The sequence below is a fragment of the Aquiflexum lacus genome (genome assembly GCF_015476655.1).
In the GTDB taxonomy this organism is placed as follows: domain Bacteria; phylum Bacteroidota; class Bacteroidia; order Cytophagales; family Cyclobacteriaceae; genus Aquiflexum; species Aquiflexum lacus.
Window position 1 is genome coordinate 74470 of record NZ_JABFHF010000002.1, and the last position, 18483, is coordinate 92952.

Genomic DNA, 18483 nt, shown 5'->3' on the forward strand with positions numbered 1-18483 from the left:
GTGTCAGTCAAAAGCGCTCGATATTATTTCTACCTAAAAGATGTATTGTGGCTTTCCTTGACAGCATTTGGAGGTCCGCAGGTTTTTCTCGCCATGGTATTGGATACCATGGTGAGGAAACGCGGCTATATCAAAGAACAGGAATTATGGGAACTGAATGCGCTTTGTCAGATCCTTCCCGGCCCTACTTCCACACAAACCATTTCAGCGATTGGGTATAGAATTGGAGGCCCTACTTTGGCCTACTTATCCTTGTTTGTTTGGATACTACCTGCAACGTTATTGATGATTTCCGCGGCTTTTCTTATTGATTACCTCCAAGAAAACACTCCCGGTGCGCTGAATTTTGCAAAGTTTATTCAACCTATGGCAATAGGTTTTATCGTTTATGCAGCCCGGCAGACCATCTTCAAAATGGTAAAAACCACAGAGGCTTCCATTTTGATGATGTTTTCAACTTTTATTTCATTCTTTTATAACTCCCCATTTATTTTTCCAATCCTGCTTCTTGTCGGAGGAGTTACCACATCACTGAAATACAGGAATCAACCCAAAGAGGAAGGGGATAAGAAATTGGTGATTTCATGGGCCAATTTTTACTTATGGGGAGGCATACTGATATTTGCGGCGGTTTTGGGTGCCATTACCAAAAACCAATCTGTATTGCTTTTCGAGAATTTTTATAGAAACGGAAGTTTGATCTTTGGAGGAGGTCAGGTGCTCGTCCCTTATTTGTTTACAGAGTTTGTGGAATTCAAAAAGTTTTTGACTTCTCAGGAATTTCTGACTGGATATGCCATATCGCAGGGGATTCCCGGACCGACCTTCAGCATCAGTTCGTACGTTGGAGCCCTATCCATGAGAGATTATGGAGTGGCAGGATTACTGACAGGAGGTCTGATTGCTGCCGCAGGGATATTTCTACCCGGAACATTTCTGATATTCTTTGTCATCCGCTTTTGGGACCAATTGAAAAAATACCGGCCTGTTCGTGCAGCCCTTGAAGGAATCAATGCGGTGAGTTGTGGAATGTTGATTGCTGCGGCCTATTTGCTTTTTGAGCCTTTGGATGCGAATGTGTTTAATATTTTGGCCATCATTGGAACCTACTTGTTGCTTCAGTTTACCAAATTGTCCTCACCGTTGATTATCGCCTTGGGTGTTTTGGCAGGGATTGGATATAATTGGGTTTTTTGAGAAGTGAGACGTGAGACGTGAGACGTGAGACACTAGACACTAGACACAAGATCCAAGAGCCAAGAAGCAAGAAACAAGAGCCAAGAAGCAAGAGCTGAGAGAAGGGGGTGAAAGAAGGGAGTTCTTCATTGCGAGTTTTCAACATTTTGAAAATGTTCAGAATAGGTAATGACATCAAGTTACCTTTGTTTGGCCTCGTCCGCGATAGCTATCGGGATCGGCCACCGGGCTTGTCTTTTGGGGAGGTGGGAGTGGGAAAAGCGGCGGCGCCGCTTTTCCCACTCCCACCTCATATAACCATATTTCCCGGTCCCCGAGCTTGCCGAGGGGTATTTTACATTTATGTCATTGGTAGTTTTTAAAATTTGGCATTTACAGAAAGGAAATGACATCAAAGCGGGCAGCAGACCTCTCCTTACGTCGAGGTGACAAGGGGAAGTACTGCAATAGATTCGAATGCTATTTGTAGTTCTAAACCATCAATTTCAAAATCTGTCGATGGTAGGAGCATTGGGTAAACCTTGATATTTCGAATTTTCCTTCGTGCAGCGTGGCAATCTCTGAGGGGAATATGGAGAGGATGAAAAAAGGGCTTTCAACATTTGAAAGCCCTGATTAGAAATTGTCTGTTTGTTCGTTGATTCGCTTTTTTCCAAAAAAAGAATTTAAATTATCAAAATGCTGATTAAAATAAACTTTGGCGTACATCGGTCAACGGTCATCCAACTTCCAACACGAAAATCAAAGGAAACTAAAGCACTGGCATCATTAAGGTCAGCCAAATAGACCATTTATTGCTTAGCGAGAACAGCTTTCTCTTTAAATTTTTTGATTTGTCGTCGAAGGGCCTCTATGGCTTCATCTGCAGCTGCTTCAAAGGATTCACTTTGTTGTTTGGCAAAAAGGGTTTTACCCGGCACATTCATTTTTATTTCAATAATTTTATTTTCCTTCTTCTCATGATTATCTAGTCTCATAAAAACTTCACCGTCGACAATCTGATCATAATAGGTGTCTAATTTATCGGCTTTCTTTTGGATGAAGTCGATAAGCTTGCGATCTGCGTCGAAATGGATGGAATGCATTTGAAGTCTCATAACATTAATGGTTTAAAGTTAAACGTATATTAAGCTTTTGGATGTGCCTGTTCAAACACAGCCTTAAGTTTTTCCATGGAATTGTGGGTATAGACTTGCGTTGCAGCAAGGTTGGCATGTCCGAGTAGATCTTTGACAGCATTGAGGTCCGCCCCTTTGTTCAATAAATGCGTCGCAAAAGTATGTCTCAGCAAGTGTGGGCTTCTCTTGGTAGTTTGAGCAAAAAGGTCTAAATAATGTTTTACAATACGGTAAATCTTCATGGGATATGCCTGCTCTTTAGAGTTTATAACGATAAAATAGTCACTCTGGTCTACAAAAGAAAATGTTTCTTCAAATACTTTTTTGTACGAAATTATATTCTTTTTTAGCCTATTGGTAAGTGGAATCATTCGTTCTTTTTTCCTTTTACCAAACACCTTGACACTTTCGGAATAAAGGTCTATATCTTTCCATTTTAATTCCAATAATTCCGAAAGCCGGACCCCTGTCAGGTATAAAAACTCCATGACCATTTTGTCTCTTTGTCCATCAAAATCGGCCTCATATTCCATTTCATCCAAAATCTTGTCCATCGCCTCTTCCTGCACAAATTCAGGTAGGCGTTTTGGTGACTTCAGGGCTTTCAGTTTGTAAGTGGGGTCTTTGCTGATTTCACCTGAACGGAGCAGAAACTTATAAAAGGAGCGTAAAGTGGCCATTTTCCTGTTTACAGTCAAGGCACTTCTATCCTCTTCTACCAAATCAACGATCCAGGCCCTGATTTCGGAATGTTCCGCATGAGATATGTCCTCTTTTTCAAATGATAAAAGGTAAAATTCAGTAAACTGCTCTAAATCCTTTTTATAGGCAAGTACGGTATGTGCACTCGCTCTTTTTTCAAATTCAAGATAGTTGATAAAGGATTCCAGCATGATTTTGGGTAACTTATTTTTGAATATATGAATTTAAGTGTGAAACTCATATTTAATATTGATGAAAATCTTTAACCATCAGGACTTGAGTCAATCTCCATTTGGTAGCGGTTCATCAGGATTATAAACGGCATCCATGGAAGCGGCAGTTTCCTCAACAGTATCTGTAAAACCCACCGATTTTCTTCTTTCATTAATTGATTCAGGGTTTTCTACAGGCCAAATCACCCATGAACCATCTTGTCTGAGTTGCCCGCTGGATTGGGTGCCGTAAACCTGCTTTTTACCTTGATACATCAGCATCCGGTCCAGCATCATGGCTGCATGGACCGGGCGGGCCTCCTCCCTATCTGCCAATGCTTGCAATTGAGGATAATAGGTTTCTATGTCCGATAGCTCGGCATGTTGGATCACCAGAAAAACTGCCCTAGCGGCATCGTCTCCGATTTTGCTTTTTTCCGGCCAACCATATTTCTGAAGTTTGTTAATTACCCAAGCTTGATTGGAGGAATCAATTCTGTTCATTTCTCCATAAAAGCTGAACTCAATTTCCTCATTGGCTTGCATGGCATCCATAAATTTTTTCCGTATACCTTGGTCAAGCGCCATGATTGAGTCCAATGAGTTGGCAAAAGATTCGTAATCCAAGACCTCATTGTTTTCGCTTGATGGGTTACTGCAGGCTATGGCAAAAAGTCCAAAATAGATCAATATTAATCTTTTCATATTTTAATAGTCTAAGTTGACCCTAAACTACTTTTTCCCTTATAAAAATGAGAGCATGGTCCGTTAAGGATTGTTAAGGATATCAAAAAAAAGCGCATCCACTTTCGGTAGATGCGCTGATTGATGTGTGTATCTCAAAAAGATAGCAAACAATTAGTTCATTTCTTCTGTTTGCATTCTTTGCTTGTAAGCTGCTTTGATTACTTGTTCTCTTCTTTTGATAGAAGGTTTTACAAAGTGCTGACGTGCCCTAAGTTCCCTTACAGCACCAGTCTTGTCAAACTTCTTTTTAAAACGCTTGAGCGCTTTTTCAATTGATTCGTTTTCTTTTACGTTGACTATGATCATATGTATACACCTCCTTTCAGGGTTGCAAAGGTAGTGGAATATTTTTCCAAGACCAAAATTATTTAGATTAAAATGGAAGGAGATACAAAATTGATTGAATTTAGCCTTTCTAAAAACACAAAACCCGACTGTTCAGCCGGGTTTTGTGTTTGAATATATTAGCATATTTAGCCGATTACTTTCTCGGCCAACAATACAATTTTATTGTCATTGACTTCTACTACGCCTCCTTCGACGACGTGGCTTTTCTTTCCTTCTTTGGTAGTGTAGGAAACAGTCCCTCTTCCCAATGCAGACACAACAGCTGCGTGATTTTGCAAAACCTGAAAAGATCCATCAACACCTGGAAATGTGGCTTCTGTCACTTCACCCTGAAAAACCTGCTGTTCAGGAGTTACTATGGTTAATTTCATCATTGGAATATCTTTATAGCCTGAAGGTTAAGACAGGCTTTGGATTATTTTACCTCAGCAAGCATTTTTTCACCCTTCGCAATGGCATCTTCAATAGAACCTACCAAGTTGAAAGCGGATTCAGGAAGATGATCCAATTCACCGTCCATGATCATATTGAAACCTCTGATGGTATCCTTGATGTCTACCAAAACACCCTTCAGACCTGTAAATGCTTCAGCTACGAAGAAAGGCTGGGAAAGGAATCTTTGAACCCTTCTAGCTCTGTGAACGACCATTTTATCTTCGTCAGAAAGTTCTTCCATACCAAGGATCGCAATGATATCCTGAAGTTCTTTGTATCGCTGAAGAATTTCTTTCACCCTTTGTGCACAGCCATAATGTTCTTCTCCCAAAGTCAGGGGATCAAGAATCCTTGAGGTAGAATCCAATGGATCCACAGCAGGATAAATTCCCAATTCCGCAATTTTTCGGGAAAGTACTGTAGTGGCATCCAAGTGGGCAAATGTAGTAGCCGGAGCCGGGTCAGTCAAATCATCCGCAGGTACGTAAACGGCCTGCACGGAAGTAATTGAACCGTTTTTAGTAGAAGTAATCCTTTCCTGCATCTGACCCATTTCTGTGGCCAATGTTGGTTGGTAACCAACCGCTGACGGCATCCTTCCCAAAAGGGCTGACACTTCAGAACCTGCCTGTGTAAATCGGAAGATGTTGTCAATAAAGAACAGGATATCTCTACCGCTACCTTCGCCTTCACCATCTCTATAGTATTCAGCAAGGGTTAGACCTGTCAAGGCAACTCTCGCACGTGCTCCCGGAGGCTCGTTCATCTGACCGAACACAAAGGTAGCTTTTGATTCTTCTAATTTTTTGAGATCAACTTTAGATAGATCCCATCCACCTTCAGTTTCCAAAGAGTGGAGGAAATCATCACCATAAGTTACGATTCCTGATTCGATCATTTCTCTCAAAAGATCATTTCCTTCACGGGTCCTTTCACCGACACCGGCAAATACGGAAATACCTGAATAAGCTTTTGCAATGTTGTTGATCAATTCCTGGATCAATACTGTTTTACCAACACCTGCACCTCCAAAAAGACCAATTTTACCTCCTTTGGCATAAGGAGCGATCAAATCCAATACTTTGATACCTGTATAAAGAATTTCAGTGGCTGTAGTAAGATCTTCGAATCTTGGTGCCGACCTGTGAATAGGCAATCTTTTTTCAGAAATCACTTCAGGTAAGCCGTCAATAGCTTGACCGATTACATTGAACAGACGTCCTTTGATGGCATCGCCTGTCGGTACAGATATAGGAGCGCCGTTGTCCACAACCTCTTGACCTCTCACCAAACCTTCTGTAGCATCCATTGCTATGGTTCTGACTCTATCTTCACCGAGATGCTGCTGTACTTCAAGGATGATTTTGAGACCGTCTTGTCTCGTGACAGTCAAGGCATCCAAAATGTTGGGTAAATATCCCTCTTCAAAGGATATATCCACAATAGGACCGATTATCTGTGTTATCTTACCAGTATTTGCCATTTGTTTGTATTAGAATAAAAAGGATGATGCTTTTTAAATTTGAGTGCAAAATTAATTATAAAAGCTTAATACCAAAGGATGTTTGGAAAATTAATCCTGCTTGGTTGATCTTTTTTAAAATGTTTTTCAAAAGCCTTTCTGTAAGGTCGTCTTTAAACTTAAATTTTCAAGAATCTTTTTAGGTTTTTTATGCCTTTAGGGTTTATTAATAGTTCCGGTCCATCGTCATAGATTGATTCTATCAATTTTGTATTCTCTCAATACCCTGATAAAAAATTCAGATTCATAGAAAATATCAATTAAATTTTATTTGGATTAAATCTAAATACACTGATATTTGTCACATTATTTTAAATCAATCTAAATAATGATAAGATTCATTCTATTATTCCTTCTTGGAACTACAATCTTTTCCTGTGCTGAAAGGAAGACTGAAGTCACCGCAGATAAAGTTAAGATAATCACAGCAGGTGGTACCATCACAGAAGTTGTCAGCGAATTGGGGTTTGGAGGAGACATTATTGCGACTGACATTACCTCAACCTTCCCTGCCAACATGCAGGAATTGCCTTCTATTGGTTACCGTAATCAGATCAAAGCCGAGGGTATTTTGGCCTTAGGACCCGATTTGGTCTTGGCGGAGGAGGGATATATGTCTGAAGACGTGGTCAGGCAGTTGCAAGCTGCTGGACTTCAAGTCCAGTTTTTTGAAAAGCCCAAAGATATCAATGGTACCTATAAGATTGTCTTTGAAATCTCCAACTTCTTAGAAGTGCCTGAAAAAGGGAAGGCCATCAATGCTTCTATAGAAGCTGACATCAAAGAATTGCAAAATTATTTGCAAGCTCAATCTACAAATCCAAGTATGGCTTTTGTCATGGCAAGAGGTCAGGAAATGGTGTTTGTTGCGGGCGAGGAGACCTTTGCGGAATCGATGTTCAATATGGCAGGGCTAGACCATGTGGGTAAAGGATTCAAAGACTTTATTCCACTTACTCCTGAAGCTTTGATCTCCATGAATCCTGATTACCTGCTCTTTTTTGATTCGGGAATTCAGTCTATAGGAGGAATGGATGGTGTCAAAAATATCAGAGGTATAGAAAATACCACCGCTTTCAGGCAGGGACAGATTCTTTCTTTGGACGGACAATACCTATCAGGATTTGGCCCCAGAGTTGGTAAAGCTGCATTGGAACTTGCAAAATCCGTGAGAAAATAAACCCTTGATACAGACACTGACATATCGCAAAAATAAGACTCAGAATCTCATTCTTGGATTGTTGGGTAGTGCTTTGATGGTAGTTGTGGTCATTTCACTATCCTTGGGAGCTTTTCATATTCCTGTTTATAATGTCTTAGGGGTTCTTATGGATACTATAGGATTAGGTATTACGGATTTTTCCCCACAGCAATCCAATGTTTTGCTTCATATACGTTTGCCTAGGATAGTGATGGCAATTCTTGTCGGTGGAGGCCTAGGAATTACCGGGGCGGCTTTGCAGGGGCTGTTTAGAAATCCCCTTGTCGAACCGGGCCTTATTGGGGTGAGTAGTGGAGGAGCCTTATTTGCAGTGATATTCATTGTATTTGGAAGTGGTTTTCCGGTCTTGAGCTATTTCGGAGGAATAGGCCTACCGCTTTTTGCCTTTATTGGAGGTCTCATCAATACCTCCTTGGTATATAAGCTGAGCAGTTCAGCCGGAAAGACAAATATTTCTTTATTGATTCTCGCAGGAGTTGCTCTAAATGCACTTTCAGGGGCACTGATCGGATTGGTGATTTTTTATGCGGATGATGCCGCTTTGAGGAATTTCACATTTTGGAGTTTGGGCGATGTTGGAGGGGCCAATTGGGATAAGGTAGGGATTGCATTTCTGCTGATATCAGGTCCGGCAATATTGGTCACCTCACAGTTTAAAAATCTCAATGCCCTTTCAATAGGTGAAAATGAGGCATTTCACATGGGTGTAGATGTCCAGAAAGTAAAATACATCTTGCTATTTTCAAGCGCGCTGATTGTTGGAACGGCGGTGTCTTTAACAGGAACTATAGGATTTGTCGGCCTAATCGTTCCGCACTTGATTAGAATGATGTTTGGAGCCGACCATAGATTGGTTCTTGCGGGATCATTTCTATTGGGTGCCTGTTTGTTGACTATTGCCGATTTATTGGCGCGGACCATTGTCATGCCTTCTGAAATGCCCATCGGCATCATCACCGCCATCATCGGTGCTCCATTTTTTATCTGGCTTATTATCAACGTAAAAAAAATCAGATCCTGATATGTTACAAGCAAATGATATCCATTTCTGCATCCGGAATATGCCTATTGTGGACCAGGCAAGCGTCTCTCTCGCTCCAGGTGAATTGACAGTAATCCTAGGTCCCAATGGTGCCGGTAAATCTACTCTGTTCAAAATCTTATCAGGAGAGATTCCATGTAAGTATGGAAATGTCGCATACAACGGATCTCCAATTACCGGATTCTCTCCCAAAAATCTTGCCCTCGTCAGGGCGGTAATGCCTCAGCATAGCTATTTATCATTTCCATTCAAAGCTTTGGAAGTAGTTGAGTTGGGATTACTCTCGGGGGGTAATTCATTTCGTCAAGACCTAGTGGAAGAGGTCATGACCGAAACCCATACCTGGCACCTCAAGGACAAACTTTACGGGAACTTGTCAGGTGGTGAAAAGCAAAGAGTCCAACTCGCCAGGGTGTTGACCCAGATTTGGGATAAAAAACCTTTTCCAAGATACCTGCTTTTGGACGAACCTACTTCCAGTATGGATATTGCATTACAACATCATGTACTTAAGATAATCCATAAAATAAAGAAAAGAAACATCGGTGTCCTTGCCATTTTGCATGACCTTAATCTTGCTGCCAACTATGCTGATAAGGTAATCTTACTCAAAAAAGGAAGAATCCTTTATCAAGGAGCCGTCAAAGACGTGATGACAGCTACAAATCTGGAGAAAATATTTGAGCATCCTATTCAGGTATTCTCCGGCTCAGAGGATTCTCCCATCATCATTCAAAGTATACCATTTATTCAAAACCATTTAGAAACCAAACTTGCATAAACTATGGAATCTACCATGCAATTTTCCTCAGTAGCTTCTTTAAAAGAAGCCTGGGAAGAACTTAAAAAACAACAGCCTCAACTGAGGGTAAGAGATGCCGCACAAAAGTTAGGCGTATCCGAAGCGGAACTGATTGCTTCCACTATTGGACCTGAAACGGTCAGGCTAAACGAAAACTTTGCAGAACTTATCATCGCCTGCAAAAGCCTTGGCAAAGTAATGGCCCTGACCAGAAATGAAGGTTGCGTATTGGAACACAAAGGTAATTTTCAGAAAATCGACCTGATGGGTCAGGCACCCAATCAGGTGGCGACCGTGATCGGCCCGATCGAGCAGCGGATCTTTTTCAGCGGCTGGAAATTTGGTTTTGCTGTGACCAACCATACACCAAGAGGCACAATGAGGAGCTTCCAGTTTTTTGACAAGGCAGGTGTTGCAGTTTTGAAAATTTATCTTCAGGAAAAAAGTAATGAAGATGCTTATGATAAGATTTTGAATGATTTCAGAAGCAATGACCAAAACGCTGATCTGGAAGTTGAAGCATATCCTAAGTCAGAACATGCCAAAGAGATTGATCTGGCAGCTTTTACGCATGAATGGGAAAATATGAAGGATACCCATGATTTCTTTGGGATGCTCAGAAAGTACAATGTACATAGACTTGATGCTGTCAAATGGATCAATGACAAATGGGCTTATGAAGTGGACAGACTATCGGCAAGAAAAATTGTAGAAACTGCCTCAGCTGAGAAAATGCCTATCATGATTTTCGCTGGTAACAAAGGAAATATACAGATCCATCAAGGAAAAGTAAGAACCATCCGTCAGATGGGAAATTGGCTCAATGTCATGGATCCTGACTTCAATATGCACCTGAATGAGGACATCATAGATTCGGCTTTTGTTGTTCACAAAAATACTTCAGACGGTTTGGTTTCTGCTTTGGAGCTTTTTGACAAAGAAGGGGAAATGATCGCTCAATTCTTTGGATTGAGGAAGCCGGGAATACCACAATTGGATGCTTGGAAAGGCCTAATTGATAGTCTTTAAACTTAATCCCGCCGGGAGGAATCCTCCCGGCAAAAAAATTTGAGATTATGATTAGATTTAATCTAAATAAAATAGCATTTTTCTTCCTGTCTTTATTATTTTGCTCCGAACTTTCTGCTCTTGAAGGGGATGGGGAAAAGAAAATTCTTGATAGCTCAGGAAAACCTATCATCCATGCTTTGATCAAACCTGAAGGCCAAAAAGCGCTTGCTGTAGATGCTTTGGGTAAAATCGAAATTCAAAATCCTTCCGAAACGATAACCGTATTTGCTTTGGGTTTTGAAAGCCGCCAATTGACTTGGCAGGAATGGCTGTTGGATGAGGAAATTATCCTTCAAGAGAAATCGGGTAATCTTCAGGAGATAGTAGTGGCGGCGACCCGTACAGAACGTAGTGTTGAACAACTACCCATGCCCGTAACGGTATTGAATGCTGAAAAGATTAAGGAAACAGGGGGCATTCGTTTATCCGAGATTTTGAGGGAGCAAACAGGCTTACAGATTACTTCAGATCATGGTTCGGGGCTGCAAATGCAGGGCTTGGACTCGGATTATATTCTGATTCTTCTTGATGGAGAACCCATGATAGGGCGAACCGCCGGCACCTTCGACTTAGACCGTATTTCTGTTTCCAATATTGATCGGATCGAAATCCTCAGAGGGCCTTCGAGTGCCATTTATGGCAGTGAAGCCATGGGCGGCGTGATCAATATAATTACCAAATCAGGTAACAATAAATCCAACGTGGATCTAGGCCTTCGGCACCGCTCCTTCAATTCCTGGAATCCCTTTTTGGAATTAGGAGTCGGCAAAAAAAACTGGAGTACTCAGGTTTTTCTGGATCATTTTCGGACAGATGGATTTGATCTTACTCCCGAAACAGTGGGCCAAACCCAAAATCCTTTTCAGGCCTCTACCGGACAGCTTAAAATTTCAGGTGACCTTTCTGAAAAGTTAAATGTCAGTGTTTTTGGCAGAGGATATCTGGAGACATCGCAAGGCATTCTTCAAACTAACGGTAATTCAGGTGTTGAAATTCTTGACTTGGGTAATGAAAGAAGGGATTTCAACTTAAACCCTACCATACGTTTTAAGCCCGATGCAGATTGGACACTGACGCTTCGGGGCATGAGCTCATGGTTTTCAACCAATTCGGACACCAGGTTCAGAAATGGTGGAGAAGTTTTTGACTTTCAGTATTTTGCACAATTCTATCATCGGACTGAACTGCAGACTGACTTTCAGGCCAATTCTAAAAACCTGATCACTTTGGGTATGGGGCAATTGATAGAAACGGTGGAAGCCACCCGCTATGAAGAAAAAAACCGATTTGACGCGGGCTACTTTTTCCTTCAGCATTTATGGGATCCTATTCCCAAAATCAATGTAGTTACCGGCCTGAGAGCTGATTTTCACAGTCAATTTGGAAATCGACTGAGCCCAAAAATTTCAGCGCAATATCAGATTTCTGAAAGCTTCAGTTGGCAGGCCTCTATGGGTACCGGGTTCAAAACACCCGATTTCCGGCAATTATTGTTGAATTTTAACAATGCTGCTTCCGGATACTATGTTTTTGGTGCCAATCTTGCTGAGCGGGAAATTTCCAGATTGCAGGAAGAAGGCTTGATAGCACAAATTCTAATTGATCCTCAAACACTGGGAGAACTAAATGCCGAAACATCCAGGTCAATCAATACCGGATTTCGATGGAAACCAACAACACAAAGTCTCATTCAGTTAAATGCTTTCCGCAATGAAATAGATAACCTGATAGAAACAGCTCCAATTGCCCAATTGGTCACCGGACAGAATGCATTTTCCTATTTCAATATCCGTAGCGTAGTCACCCAGGGAATAGAAGTTGACGCCCAAATTAACTTACTGGATAATCTCAGTCTGAGTGCGGGTTACGCTTTTTTGGATACCAAAGATATGGAGATGCTTGAGCGCATTGAAAATGGGGAAATTTTTAAGCGGAATTCACAAAACCAAACCCAACGTGTCACCCGTGCAGATTATGGAGGACTATTCAATAGAAGTCGTCATAGTGGAAACTTCAAAGTGAATTACCGTGACAACCTTACTGAAATCAATTGGTCCCTGAGGGCCATTTACAGAGGTAGGTTTGGTTTTGCAGACCTAAACGGAAACCTCATCCTTGATGACGACAGAGAATATGCCCCGGGATGGGTAAGCATAAATATTACTACCTCGAAGACATTTGAAAATGGGCTTTTTCTGGAGGCAGGAGGTACCAATCTTTTAAATGCTGCAACACCGGCTCAACCGAATAATCCCGGCAGGGTGCTGTTTCTAGGAATCAAAATACCAATTCTAAATCTTATAAACTAAAAAATAAAATGAAAACAATGCAAAAATTTATCTTCACAGTTGGGATTATTACCTTCTTATTTTCCTGCAACAACAATGATGAACCTGCTCCGGTAGTACCTCTTGAGGCCACTTTGGTGGAAGATCTGGCAGCTCCCAATGACCTGATTGATCGAACAACCGGTCAAGTAATTGAAGAGCGTCCATTTCAATATTTCAGCATGGAGCAAAATGCCATTGTAAGCGAAAATGAAAATTGGGATTTGGCTTTCAAAGGGACTACCATCCGTGTCAATAGTGCCAATAATGTCAGCGCTGCCATTGTTACTGGAATTTTCGAGGAAATCACTGAAGTTCCTGCTTCTGCTGTGTTTGCTAAAGATACAGCCACTTCCTTTGCGATTCCGACTGGTAGTGGAACAGGCTGGTACAATTACAATTCCACGACATTTACGGTAACGCCTATTCCCGGCCGTGTGATTTTAGTTCAAACCACAAAAGGGAATTATGTCAAAATGGAAATCCTAAGTTATTACAAAGGTAATCCACCTGTAGAAGAAATCGACCCAAGGATGACTCCAAGTGGACATTACACCTTCCGGTTTATCCTACAGCCAAATGGAAGTACTAAGTTTTAATTTTCTTCTCAATTTTCGATAATTAAGAGGCTGTCTCATAAGTGAAATCTTCAAAAATTGTATCCAGATATTGTTTGGGATTAAATTTCACTAAACTTTGTGTCTTAGTGGCATTTTTGAAGAATTTTGGTCACAAAGACACTAAGCAAAGCGCCTAATTGTAAAACCGATAATTTATTTGGCAATAAAATTAGAAAGACGATTTATGAGACAGCCTTTTAATTTTTTATCTAAAAAACTCTTCGCCCAAACCGAAATGCCTTACTCCAATAGGAATTGTCCAGCTTGTCTTCTGTGACACCAAGGGATGTCGATGAGTGGATAAAAATGATGTTGCCCCTGGAGTTTTCAGTGACAATTCCGGCATGAGATACTTTTCTTTTGCTTTTTCCCGTAGAGAAAAAAACAAGATCACCTTTTTCCAGCCTACTCTCATTGACCTTCTTACCCATTTTGCTTTGTGCTTCGGATGTTCTGGGCATGTTGATGCCCACGGGTTGGAATGAATGAAAAATCAAAGCGGAGCAATCTATTCCTGATCGGGTAGTTCCGCCGTACCTATATGGAGTGCCCCGGTAAGAACGGGCGGTGTCAATCACTTTATTGATATTCTGATTCCGGATTTTTTTGGTTGAGGAGCATGAAGAGAAGAAAATAGGAATGGTGATAGTAATCAGGATCAATAAAATTCGGGATTTGAGAATTTGCCCTAAGTTTGTCTTCATTATTGGCAGGAATATTTTTATCTTCAATAATACATAGCTAACGTATAGATTCAAAAGATTATCTAACTATAAATTAATTACTATCTGGCAAAGGGTGATACGGTTAAGGCGAAAACTGTTTTGAAAATGTCCTTAAGAGTGGAAATTGGTCTGCTTTTGGCTATATTGCCTCAGAAATGGAGCTGTCAAAATTAGTGAAATGAGTAAGGAAGATTTTAGAAAATTACCAATAAATAAAAAGATACAGATGCTTTATACAGAAGGAACTTTTGTAGTAGGCATCAGGTATTATACCTATAAGGTAAATCTGTACTTACTTAATAATGAATATATTGAGGTTTTTTACAACCATAAATTGGATAAAATAGATAACATTGATTTTTTGAACAGAAGGCATACCAGAATGAAGTTTTATCTTGATCAGATTCAGTTCAGCCTCTAAAGGTATTTAAGCTTGCTGACCCAATAGCTCACGGTGGATTTGCAACACCTGCGGAATCAATAATTTGTTGTCAGCGTTTTTGATCACATAGTCTGCCCTCTGATTTTTTTCTTCATCAGGAATTTGTTTGTCAATGATATCATTCACTTGCTTTTCTGTCCTATGAGGGTCACGAAGTAAAACCCTTGTAATCCGGATCTTCAAAGGTGCACTAACATTGATCGTTTTATCCAGGTCTTTGAAAGAGCCGGTTTCAAAAAGTAAGGCAGCTTCTTTCAAAACATAAGGGGAGATTTGTTGGGCGGCCCATTTTTCAAAATCCTTTTTTACAGCAGGATGGACCAAACTGTTAATGGTTTTGACTTTTTCTTCATTACTAAATACCGTTTCTGCCAAATAGCTTCGGTTTAGCTTTCCATCTTCGGTGTAGCTTTTATCTCCAAAATGAGTCAAAATTTGATTTTTCAGTTCCACATCGTACGCCATCAACCACTTTGCCCTGTCATCAGCATAATAGATGGCTATGCCTAAAATGGAAAAAATCTTTGCTACGGTCGATTTGCCCGAACCAATACCTCCTGTGAGGCCGACAAGAAGTGGGGTTTTTCTAGTCATACCTTAGTTTTAATACTTCCGGTTCAAATTTGATGTTCTCAAGGTAGGTAGGTTTTGGTAGAACTTGTACATTGATGGTACTATCCTGAGCGTTGCGGTTATTATAATTTAATATGGCCTCAAACTCCAATGCCTTGAGGTCCTCAAGCTTTCTTTCATCTATCAAATAAGACATGATGATGGTACCAGGTTGTTGAACCAAACTGACATTGTCGGGGAAGTTGACCAGTTTCAATCTAAGCCTTTTATTTCCTTCCAGCATTTGAATCAACTCAAAGCGGACGTGAACACTTTCTTCTTCCAACTCCAGATATTTTTTCAGGCTGTCAGGTAGTTCAAGGGTAATAATTTTACTGTAATTTTCACTGATTCTAACTTCTTGGAGGTCAACATTCAAAACGCCATCGAGTTTTTGTAACACAGAAGTTGGACCTTTGATATTGATAACAGCAGGGTCAATCTCAATTGGGGTAATCAATCTAAAGTTTTTTGCTAAAGTATTGGTAGTGGTGTCTGCTTGAATTTTGATTTTTCGGGTTACTATTTTGTCAATACTGAATCTGACTGTATCTGGCAAAATTGAGACTAAACTTGTAGGATTTAATGTTTCCGAAAGACCACGCCTGATTTCAGAAGTGAGAAAATAATCCTTGGTAGAGGGATTGTTGATTTCTATCAAAAAAGGAGATTCGTTGATTTTAAAATATTTTCTTAATAGATCCCAACCATTACCATTGATTTCCAATTTGATTCTGTTTGGGAGATTTTCAACAGCCATAAATTCATTGTCATCAAAAATAATTTCAATGGGAAAATCTACGACTGTTGTATAATTATCTTTATTAAGCGCATTTAAAACCCAAAAAGTGGCGGCTGCTATGAAACATAGCGCCGCCACTTTAAAATTTGAGGTTTTTTGTGGATTAAGATTATTGAAGAATTTTTTAAGCTGGGCCAAGATATTTTTATTGGGTTCCTAAAGCTTTTTTACTAAAATCAGCCGAAACAGCAGATTTTTCAACTTTAATCTTGAATCCTTTGTCCAGTTCAAGTGTCAGAGTTTCTCCATCTATGGAAAATATTTTTCCATGGATTCCACCTATAGTCACTACGCTGTCTCCTTTTTTAATGGACTCAAGAAAATTTTTGGTTTCTTTTTGTTTTTTTTGTTGAGGCCTGATCATGAAGAAGTACATGATCAAAATGATGGAGCCAAAAAGGAAGACTTGTCCCATAATACCAGCACCACCATCGGCCTGAAGTAAAATCCAAAGTTTCATATATTATTTTTTAACTGGACCGAGTTGATTTGGGTTTGCGCCGGCTAATTTTGGGGTTACATTACCTTTCAATCTCAATCTTGTAACATTAGGGCTTGTATTTGCCTGAATGGTAACTGTTGGGGCCTGCGTTCCAGTCTTGGCTGTAGAATTGAAAATCACTTTCACAAAACCTTCATCACCTGGCTTAACGGGCGTTTTGGTCCAGTCAGGACTGGTACAACCGCAAGATGCAGTGATGTTTGAAATCACCAATGGTGCTTGTCCGTTATTGGTGAATTTGAAGAGATGCTCCACTACTTTTCCTTCATTGATTGTTCCGAAATCATACTCCATTTCTTGAAATTGAAAGGCCCCCAAAGAGGTAGGATCTGCAGCTGCCACCGAACTTACGTTTGTTGGTATGGGTTGGGATGCTTCCAATCTTGCCAATTTTTGTTCCAACTCAGCGATTTTATCGCTTTGGTCATTTTTAGTTTCGCAACCTACTGCGGTGATAGCTAGGGCCAAAGCCAAAGCAGACATTTTTAGGTATTTCATAACTTGTTTGATTTAATTCGATTCTCTGTTTATTTGTTCTATCAGTTTATTCACATCACTGAGAAGGTTTTCTGCTTTGTTTTTTGCATCAGAAATGACCTTGTTACCTTCAGTTTTCGCTTCATTGGAAGGCAGATTTTTTCCTTCTCTTAAATCATTGATCAATTTTTCCAGCTCCTCACTGTACTTGGATAGTTGGTAAGAAAGTCTGTCTCTGGTGTTTTTTCCAGTATCGGGGGCGAAAAGGATACCAATAGCAGCGCCTATACTGGCACCTGCAATGAATGCTATCCATGAATTTGAATTATTGCTCATCAGTTTAATGTTTTATTTGTTATCTAAAAGACCTCTACCACTCTTACGGATAAGACCCTTTTCAGTTAGTTCTTTTGACAAAACATCCAACAATCCGTTCACAAATTGTTTGCTTTTGGGAGTACTGTATGTTTTTGAGATGTCAATATACTCATTGATGCTGACTTTGACCGGGATACTTGGGAAATTCATCATTTCTGTGATTGCCATGGAAAGGATGATCTTATCTGTCTGAGCAATTCTTTCAATATCCCAGTTTTGGGTTTTTTGGGAGATCAGCATTCTATTATCCTCGTCATTTCGGACGGTCAAGTTAAATATATTTTGGAAAAATTCCTTGTCATCCTCCCAATTGATGGCTATTTCGGGAAGTACGGCACCGGAATTTTCCGCTTCGTTTTTGAGTACTTTTGAGGCTAGGCTCCTTACCACAGATTTATTCTCTGTCCAATTAATGTCTTTTTCCGCAAAAAAATTCAATATCACCTCAGATTTGAATATTGCTTTTTTTAGAATGTTATCTACAATCTGGAAATCCTGTTCCATACTGGGTTCCTCCAATTGTATGTATTCCTGATAGCTCTCCAATGGCTTCACATATTCCCTGAACCATTCTTTGATTTCCAATTCCAATTCCTCAATGCCAGCATGTTGTCTTATGACAGCAGCTTGGTAATCAGCAGAATTTTTAATGTTCTGGAGAATTTTGTTTTTAGCAAGATTGATTTCTCCCAACGTCATTTTTACCGCGTCTGTAGACCTTTTTTTCTTTTTTTCTGACTCAAGAGCCACATAGTCTCCAAATGCAATTAAAAGTTGAATGGCAAATAAGTATAATTGTGGGATCCTTTCTGCCGAGGTTACCATATTCTTCAACAAAAACTCATAGTCTTTTTTATTGGCTTTGTGATAATTGTTGATTGCTGCTTTGGCTTCTATATTGACTTTCTGATTGAGATTGCCATTGGGTTTAAAAATTTCAGAATTCAGATTTTCTACAAAGGCTTTTACAGCTAATTCGCCTTCTTTTTTGAGAAGACCTTTATCCTGTACTTCCATGGTATTGAGGTCAGGTAAGAAAGCTTCCCTTATTTGGTCTTTGGCGATATTGAGATTTGATGCCTTGCATTGATCATAGGCGTATAAATTCTGAAAGGCTTTGACCCTGAGTATTCTTCTGTTTAACATACCTGAAATTAAAGAACGTAAATATAAATATTTT

The 18483-nt window shown here is 40.1% G+C and carries 21 protein-coding genes; 8 read left to right on the forward strand and 13 right to left on the reverse strand.

Annotated elements, in window-relative coordinates:
* On the forward strand, positions 1 to 1197 hold the full coding sequence (gene chrA, locus HMJ38_RS02335; RefSeq protein WP_194972774.1) for a chromate efflux transporter: 1197 nt from the start codon (positions 1 to 3) through the stop codon (positions 1195 to 1197).
* Positions 1198 to 1988: 791 nt separating this feature from the next.
* On the opposite strand, the gene hpf is transcribed toward chrA, so the two are convergent.
* The 6 genes from hpf to atpD form a co-directional block, all read right to left on the reverse strand.
* Positions 1989 to 2294: a ribosome hibernation-promoting factor, HPF/YfiA family gene (gene hpf, locus HMJ38_RS02340; RefSeq protein ID WP_194972775.1), complete on the reverse strand. Its 306-nt coding sequence runs from the start codon at positions 2292 to 2294 to the stop codon at positions 1989 to 1991.
* Between the two features lie 29 nt (positions 2295 to 2323).
* Positions 2324 to 3208, reverse strand: coding sequence for a tyrosine-type recombinase/integrase (locus tag HMJ38_RS02345; protein ID WP_194972776.1), 885 nt, complete (start codon positions 3206 to 3208; stop codon positions 2324 to 2326).
* Positions 3209 to 3298: 90 nt separating this feature from the next.
* Positions 3299 to 3934 (reverse strand): DUF6624 domain-containing protein, encoded by a 636-nt coding sequence (locus tag HMJ38_RS02350; protein WP_194972777.1) that lies wholly within the window; start codon positions 3932 to 3934, stop codon positions 3299 to 3301.
* 153 nt (positions 3935 to 4087) lie between these two features.
* Complete coding sequence (rpsU, locus tag HMJ38_RS02355) at positions 4088 to 4282, reverse strand: 30S ribosomal protein S21 (protein WP_194972778.1); 195 nt, start codon at positions 4280 to 4282, stop codon at positions 4088 to 4090.
* Between the two features lie 167 nt (positions 4283 to 4449).
* Positions 4450 to 4698 carry an ATP synthase F1 subunit epsilon gene (gene atpC, locus HMJ38_RS02360; protein ID WP_194972779.1) on the reverse strand — a complete coding sequence of 83 codons (249 nt, stop codon included), beginning with the start codon at positions 4696 to 4698 and terminating at the stop codon, positions 4450 to 4452.
* A 41-nt stretch (positions 4699 to 4739) separates the two neighbouring features.
* On the reverse strand, positions 4740 to 6242 hold the full coding sequence (gene atpD, locus HMJ38_RS02365) for a F0F1 ATP synthase subunit beta (RefSeq protein ID WP_194972780.1): 1503 nt from the start codon (positions 6240 to 6242) through the stop codon (positions 4740 to 4742).
* Positions 6243 to 6609: 367 nt separating this feature from the next.
* Here atpD and HMJ38_RS02370 point away from each other — a divergent pair, with 367 nt between their 5' ends.
* The 6 genes from HMJ38_RS02370 to HMJ38_RS02395 are packed head-to-tail and all read left to right on the forward strand — an operon-like array spanning position 6610 to position 13344.
* Entirely contained in the window at positions 6610 to 7461 is an 852-nt protein-coding gene (locus HMJ38_RS02370) for a heme/hemin ABC transporter substrate-binding protein (protein WP_194972781.1), read from the forward strand.
* A gap of 4 nt (positions 7462 to 7465) precedes the next feature.
* Positions 7466 to 8524, forward strand: coding sequence for a FecCD family ABC transporter permease (locus tag HMJ38_RS02375; protein WP_228779837.1), 1059 nt, complete (start codon positions 7466 to 7468; stop codon positions 8522 to 8524).
* 1 nt (position 8525) lies between these two features.
* Complete coding sequence (locus HMJ38_RS02380; RefSeq protein WP_194972782.1) at positions 8526 to 9326, forward strand: heme ABC transporter ATP-binding protein; 801 nt, start codon at positions 8526 to 8528, stop codon at positions 9324 to 9326.
* 3 nt (positions 9327 to 9329) lie between these two features.
* Entirely contained in the window at positions 9330 to 10376 is a 1047-nt protein-coding gene (locus tag HMJ38_RS02385; RefSeq protein WP_194972783.1) for a hemin-degrading factor, read from the forward strand.
* 47 nt (positions 10377 to 10423) lie between these two features.
* Positions 10424 to 12727, forward strand: coding sequence for a TonB-dependent receptor plug domain-containing protein (locus HMJ38_RS02390; protein ID WP_194972784.1), 2304 nt, complete (start codon positions 10424 to 10426; stop codon positions 12725 to 12727).
* 17 nt (positions 12728 to 12744) lie between these two features.
* Positions 12745 to 13344, forward strand: a complete 600-nt coding sequence (locus HMJ38_RS02395; RefSeq protein ID WP_228779838.1) for an HmuY family protein — start codon at positions 12745 to 12747, stop codon at positions 13342 to 13344.
* Positions 13345 to 13574: 230 nt separating this feature from the next.
* Here HMJ38_RS02395 and HMJ38_RS02400 read toward each other — a convergent pair whose 3' ends face one another.
* Positions 13575 to 14069, reverse strand: coding sequence for a C40 family peptidase (locus HMJ38_RS02400; RefSeq protein WP_194972786.1), 495 nt, complete (start codon positions 14067 to 14069; stop codon positions 13575 to 13577).
* 199 nt (positions 14070 to 14268) lie between these two features.
* On the opposite strand from HMJ38_RS02400, the gene HMJ38_RS02405 reads away from it, so the two are divergent.
* A complete protein-coding gene (locus tag HMJ38_RS02405) occupies positions 14269 to 14511 on the forward strand; it encodes a hypothetical protein (protein WP_194972787.1) in 243 nt (80 codons plus the stop codon).
* 6 nt (positions 14512 to 14517) lie between these two features.
* Here HMJ38_RS02405 and coaE read toward each other — a convergent pair whose 3' ends face one another.
* Genes coaE through nusB form a run of 6 tightly spaced genes read right to left on the reverse strand, consistent with a single transcriptional unit; the run spans position 14518 to position 18449 of the window.
* Positions 14518 to 15126: a dephospho-CoA kinase gene (coaE, locus tag HMJ38_RS02410; RefSeq protein WP_194972788.1), complete on the reverse strand. Its 609-nt coding sequence runs from the start codon at positions 15124 to 15126 to the stop codon at positions 14518 to 14520.
* Positions 15119 to 16084, reverse strand: coding sequence for a YbbR-like domain-containing protein (locus HMJ38_RS02415; protein WP_194972789.1), 966 nt, complete (start codon positions 16082 to 16084; stop codon positions 15119 to 15121). Before HMJ38_RS02415 ends, coaE begins: the two co-directional genes overlap by 8 nt.
* Positions 16085 to 16091: 7 nt before the next feature.
* The gene (gene yajC, locus HMJ38_RS02420; protein ID WP_194972790.1) at positions 16092 to 16406 is read right to left on the reverse strand and encodes a preprotein translocase subunit YajC; all 315 of its coding nucleotides are present in this window, start codon (positions 16404 to 16406) and stop codon (positions 16092 to 16094) included.
* A gap of 3 nt (positions 16407 to 16409) precedes the next feature.
* A complete protein-coding gene (locus HMJ38_RS02425; RefSeq protein WP_194972791.1) occupies positions 16410 to 16946 on the reverse strand; it encodes a DUF1573 domain-containing protein in 537 nt (178 codons plus the stop codon).
* A gap of 12 nt (positions 16947 to 16958) precedes the next feature.
* Entirely contained in the window at positions 16959 to 17261 is a 303-nt protein-coding gene (locus HMJ38_RS02430) for a YtxH domain-containing protein (RefSeq protein ID WP_194972792.1), read from the reverse strand.
* Between the two features lie 12 nt (positions 17262 to 17273).
* The gene (gene nusB / locus HMJ38_RS02435) at positions 17274 to 18449 is read right to left on the reverse strand and encodes a transcription antitermination factor NusB (RefSeq protein WP_194972793.1); all 1176 of its coding nucleotides are present in this window, start codon (positions 18447 to 18449) and stop codon (positions 17274 to 17276) included.
* Positions 18450 to 18483 lie beyond the last annotated feature (34 nt).

What these genes read in the sequence shown, in the direction of transcription:
- hpf (WP_194972775.1), bottom strand. Translation starts at nt 2,294, where the DNA reads ATGAGACTTCAAATGCATTCCATCCATTTCGACGCAGATCGCAAGCTT.
- HMJ38_RS02345 (WP_194972776.1), bottom strand. Translation starts at nt 3,208, where the DNA reads ATGCTGGAATCCTTTATCAACTATCTTGAATTTGAAAAAAGAGCGAGT.
- HMJ38_RS02350 (WP_194972777.1), bottom strand. Translation starts at nt 3,934, where the DNA reads ATGAAAAGATTAATATTGATCTATTTTGGACTTTTTGCCATAGCCTGC.
- rpsU (WP_194972778.1), bottom strand. Translation starts at nt 4,282, where the DNA reads ATGATCATAGTCAACGTAAAAGAAAACGAATCAATTGAAAAAGCGCTC.
- atpC (WP_194972779.1), bottom strand. Translation starts at nt 4,698, where the DNA reads ATGATGAAATTAACCATAGTAACTCCTGAACAGCAGGTTTTTCAGGGT.
- atpD (WP_194972780.1), bottom strand. Translation starts at nt 6,242, where the DNA reads ATGGCAAATACTGGTAAGATAACACAGATAATCGGTCCTATTGTGGAT.
- HMJ38_RS02370 (WP_194972781.1), top strand. Translation starts at nt 6,610, where the DNA reads ATGATAAGATTCATTCTATTATTCCTTCTTGGAACTACAATCTTTTCC.
- HMJ38_RS02380 (WP_194972782.1), top strand. Translation starts at nt 8,526, where the DNA reads ATGTTACAAGCAAATGATATCCATTTCTGCATCCGGAATATGCCTATT.
- HMJ38_RS02385 (WP_194972783.1), top strand. Translation starts at nt 9,330, where the DNA reads ATGGAATCTACCATGCAATTTTCCTCAGTAGCTTCTTTAAAAGAAGCC.
- HMJ38_RS02390 (WP_194972784.1), top strand. Translation starts at nt 10,424, where the DNA reads ATGATTAGATTTAATCTAAATAAAATAGCATTTTTCTTCCTGTCTTTA.
- HMJ38_RS02395 (WP_228779838.1), top strand. Translation starts at nt 12,745, where the DNA reads ATGCAAAAATTTATCTTCACAGTTGGGATTATTACCTTCTTATTTTCC.
- HMJ38_RS02400 (WP_194972786.1), bottom strand. Translation starts at nt 14,069, where the DNA reads ATGAAGACAAACTTAGGGCAAATTCTCAAATCCCGAATTTTATTGATC.
- HMJ38_RS02405 (WP_194972787.1), top strand. Translation starts at nt 14,269, where the DNA reads ATGAGTAAGGAAGATTTTAGAAAATTACCAATAAATAAAAAGATACAG.
- coaE (WP_194972788.1), bottom strand. Translation starts at nt 15,126, where the DNA reads ATGACTAGAAAAACCCCACTTCTTGTCGGCCTCACAGGAGGTATTGGT.
- yajC (WP_194972790.1), bottom strand. Translation starts at nt 16,406, where the DNA reads ATGAAACTTTGGATTTTACTTCAGGCCGATGGTGGTGCTGGTATTATG.
- HMJ38_RS02425 (WP_194972791.1), bottom strand. Translation starts at nt 16,946, where the DNA reads ATGAAATACCTAAAAATGTCTGCTTTGGCTTTGGCCCTAGCTATCACC.
- HMJ38_RS02430 (WP_194972792.1), bottom strand. Translation starts at nt 17,261, where the DNA reads ATGAGCAATAATTCAAATTCATGGATAGCATTCATTGCAGGTGCCAGT.
- nusB (WP_194972793.1), bottom strand. Translation starts at nt 18,449, where the DNA reads ATGTTAAACAGAAGAATACTCAGGGTCAAAGCCTTTCAGAATTTATAC.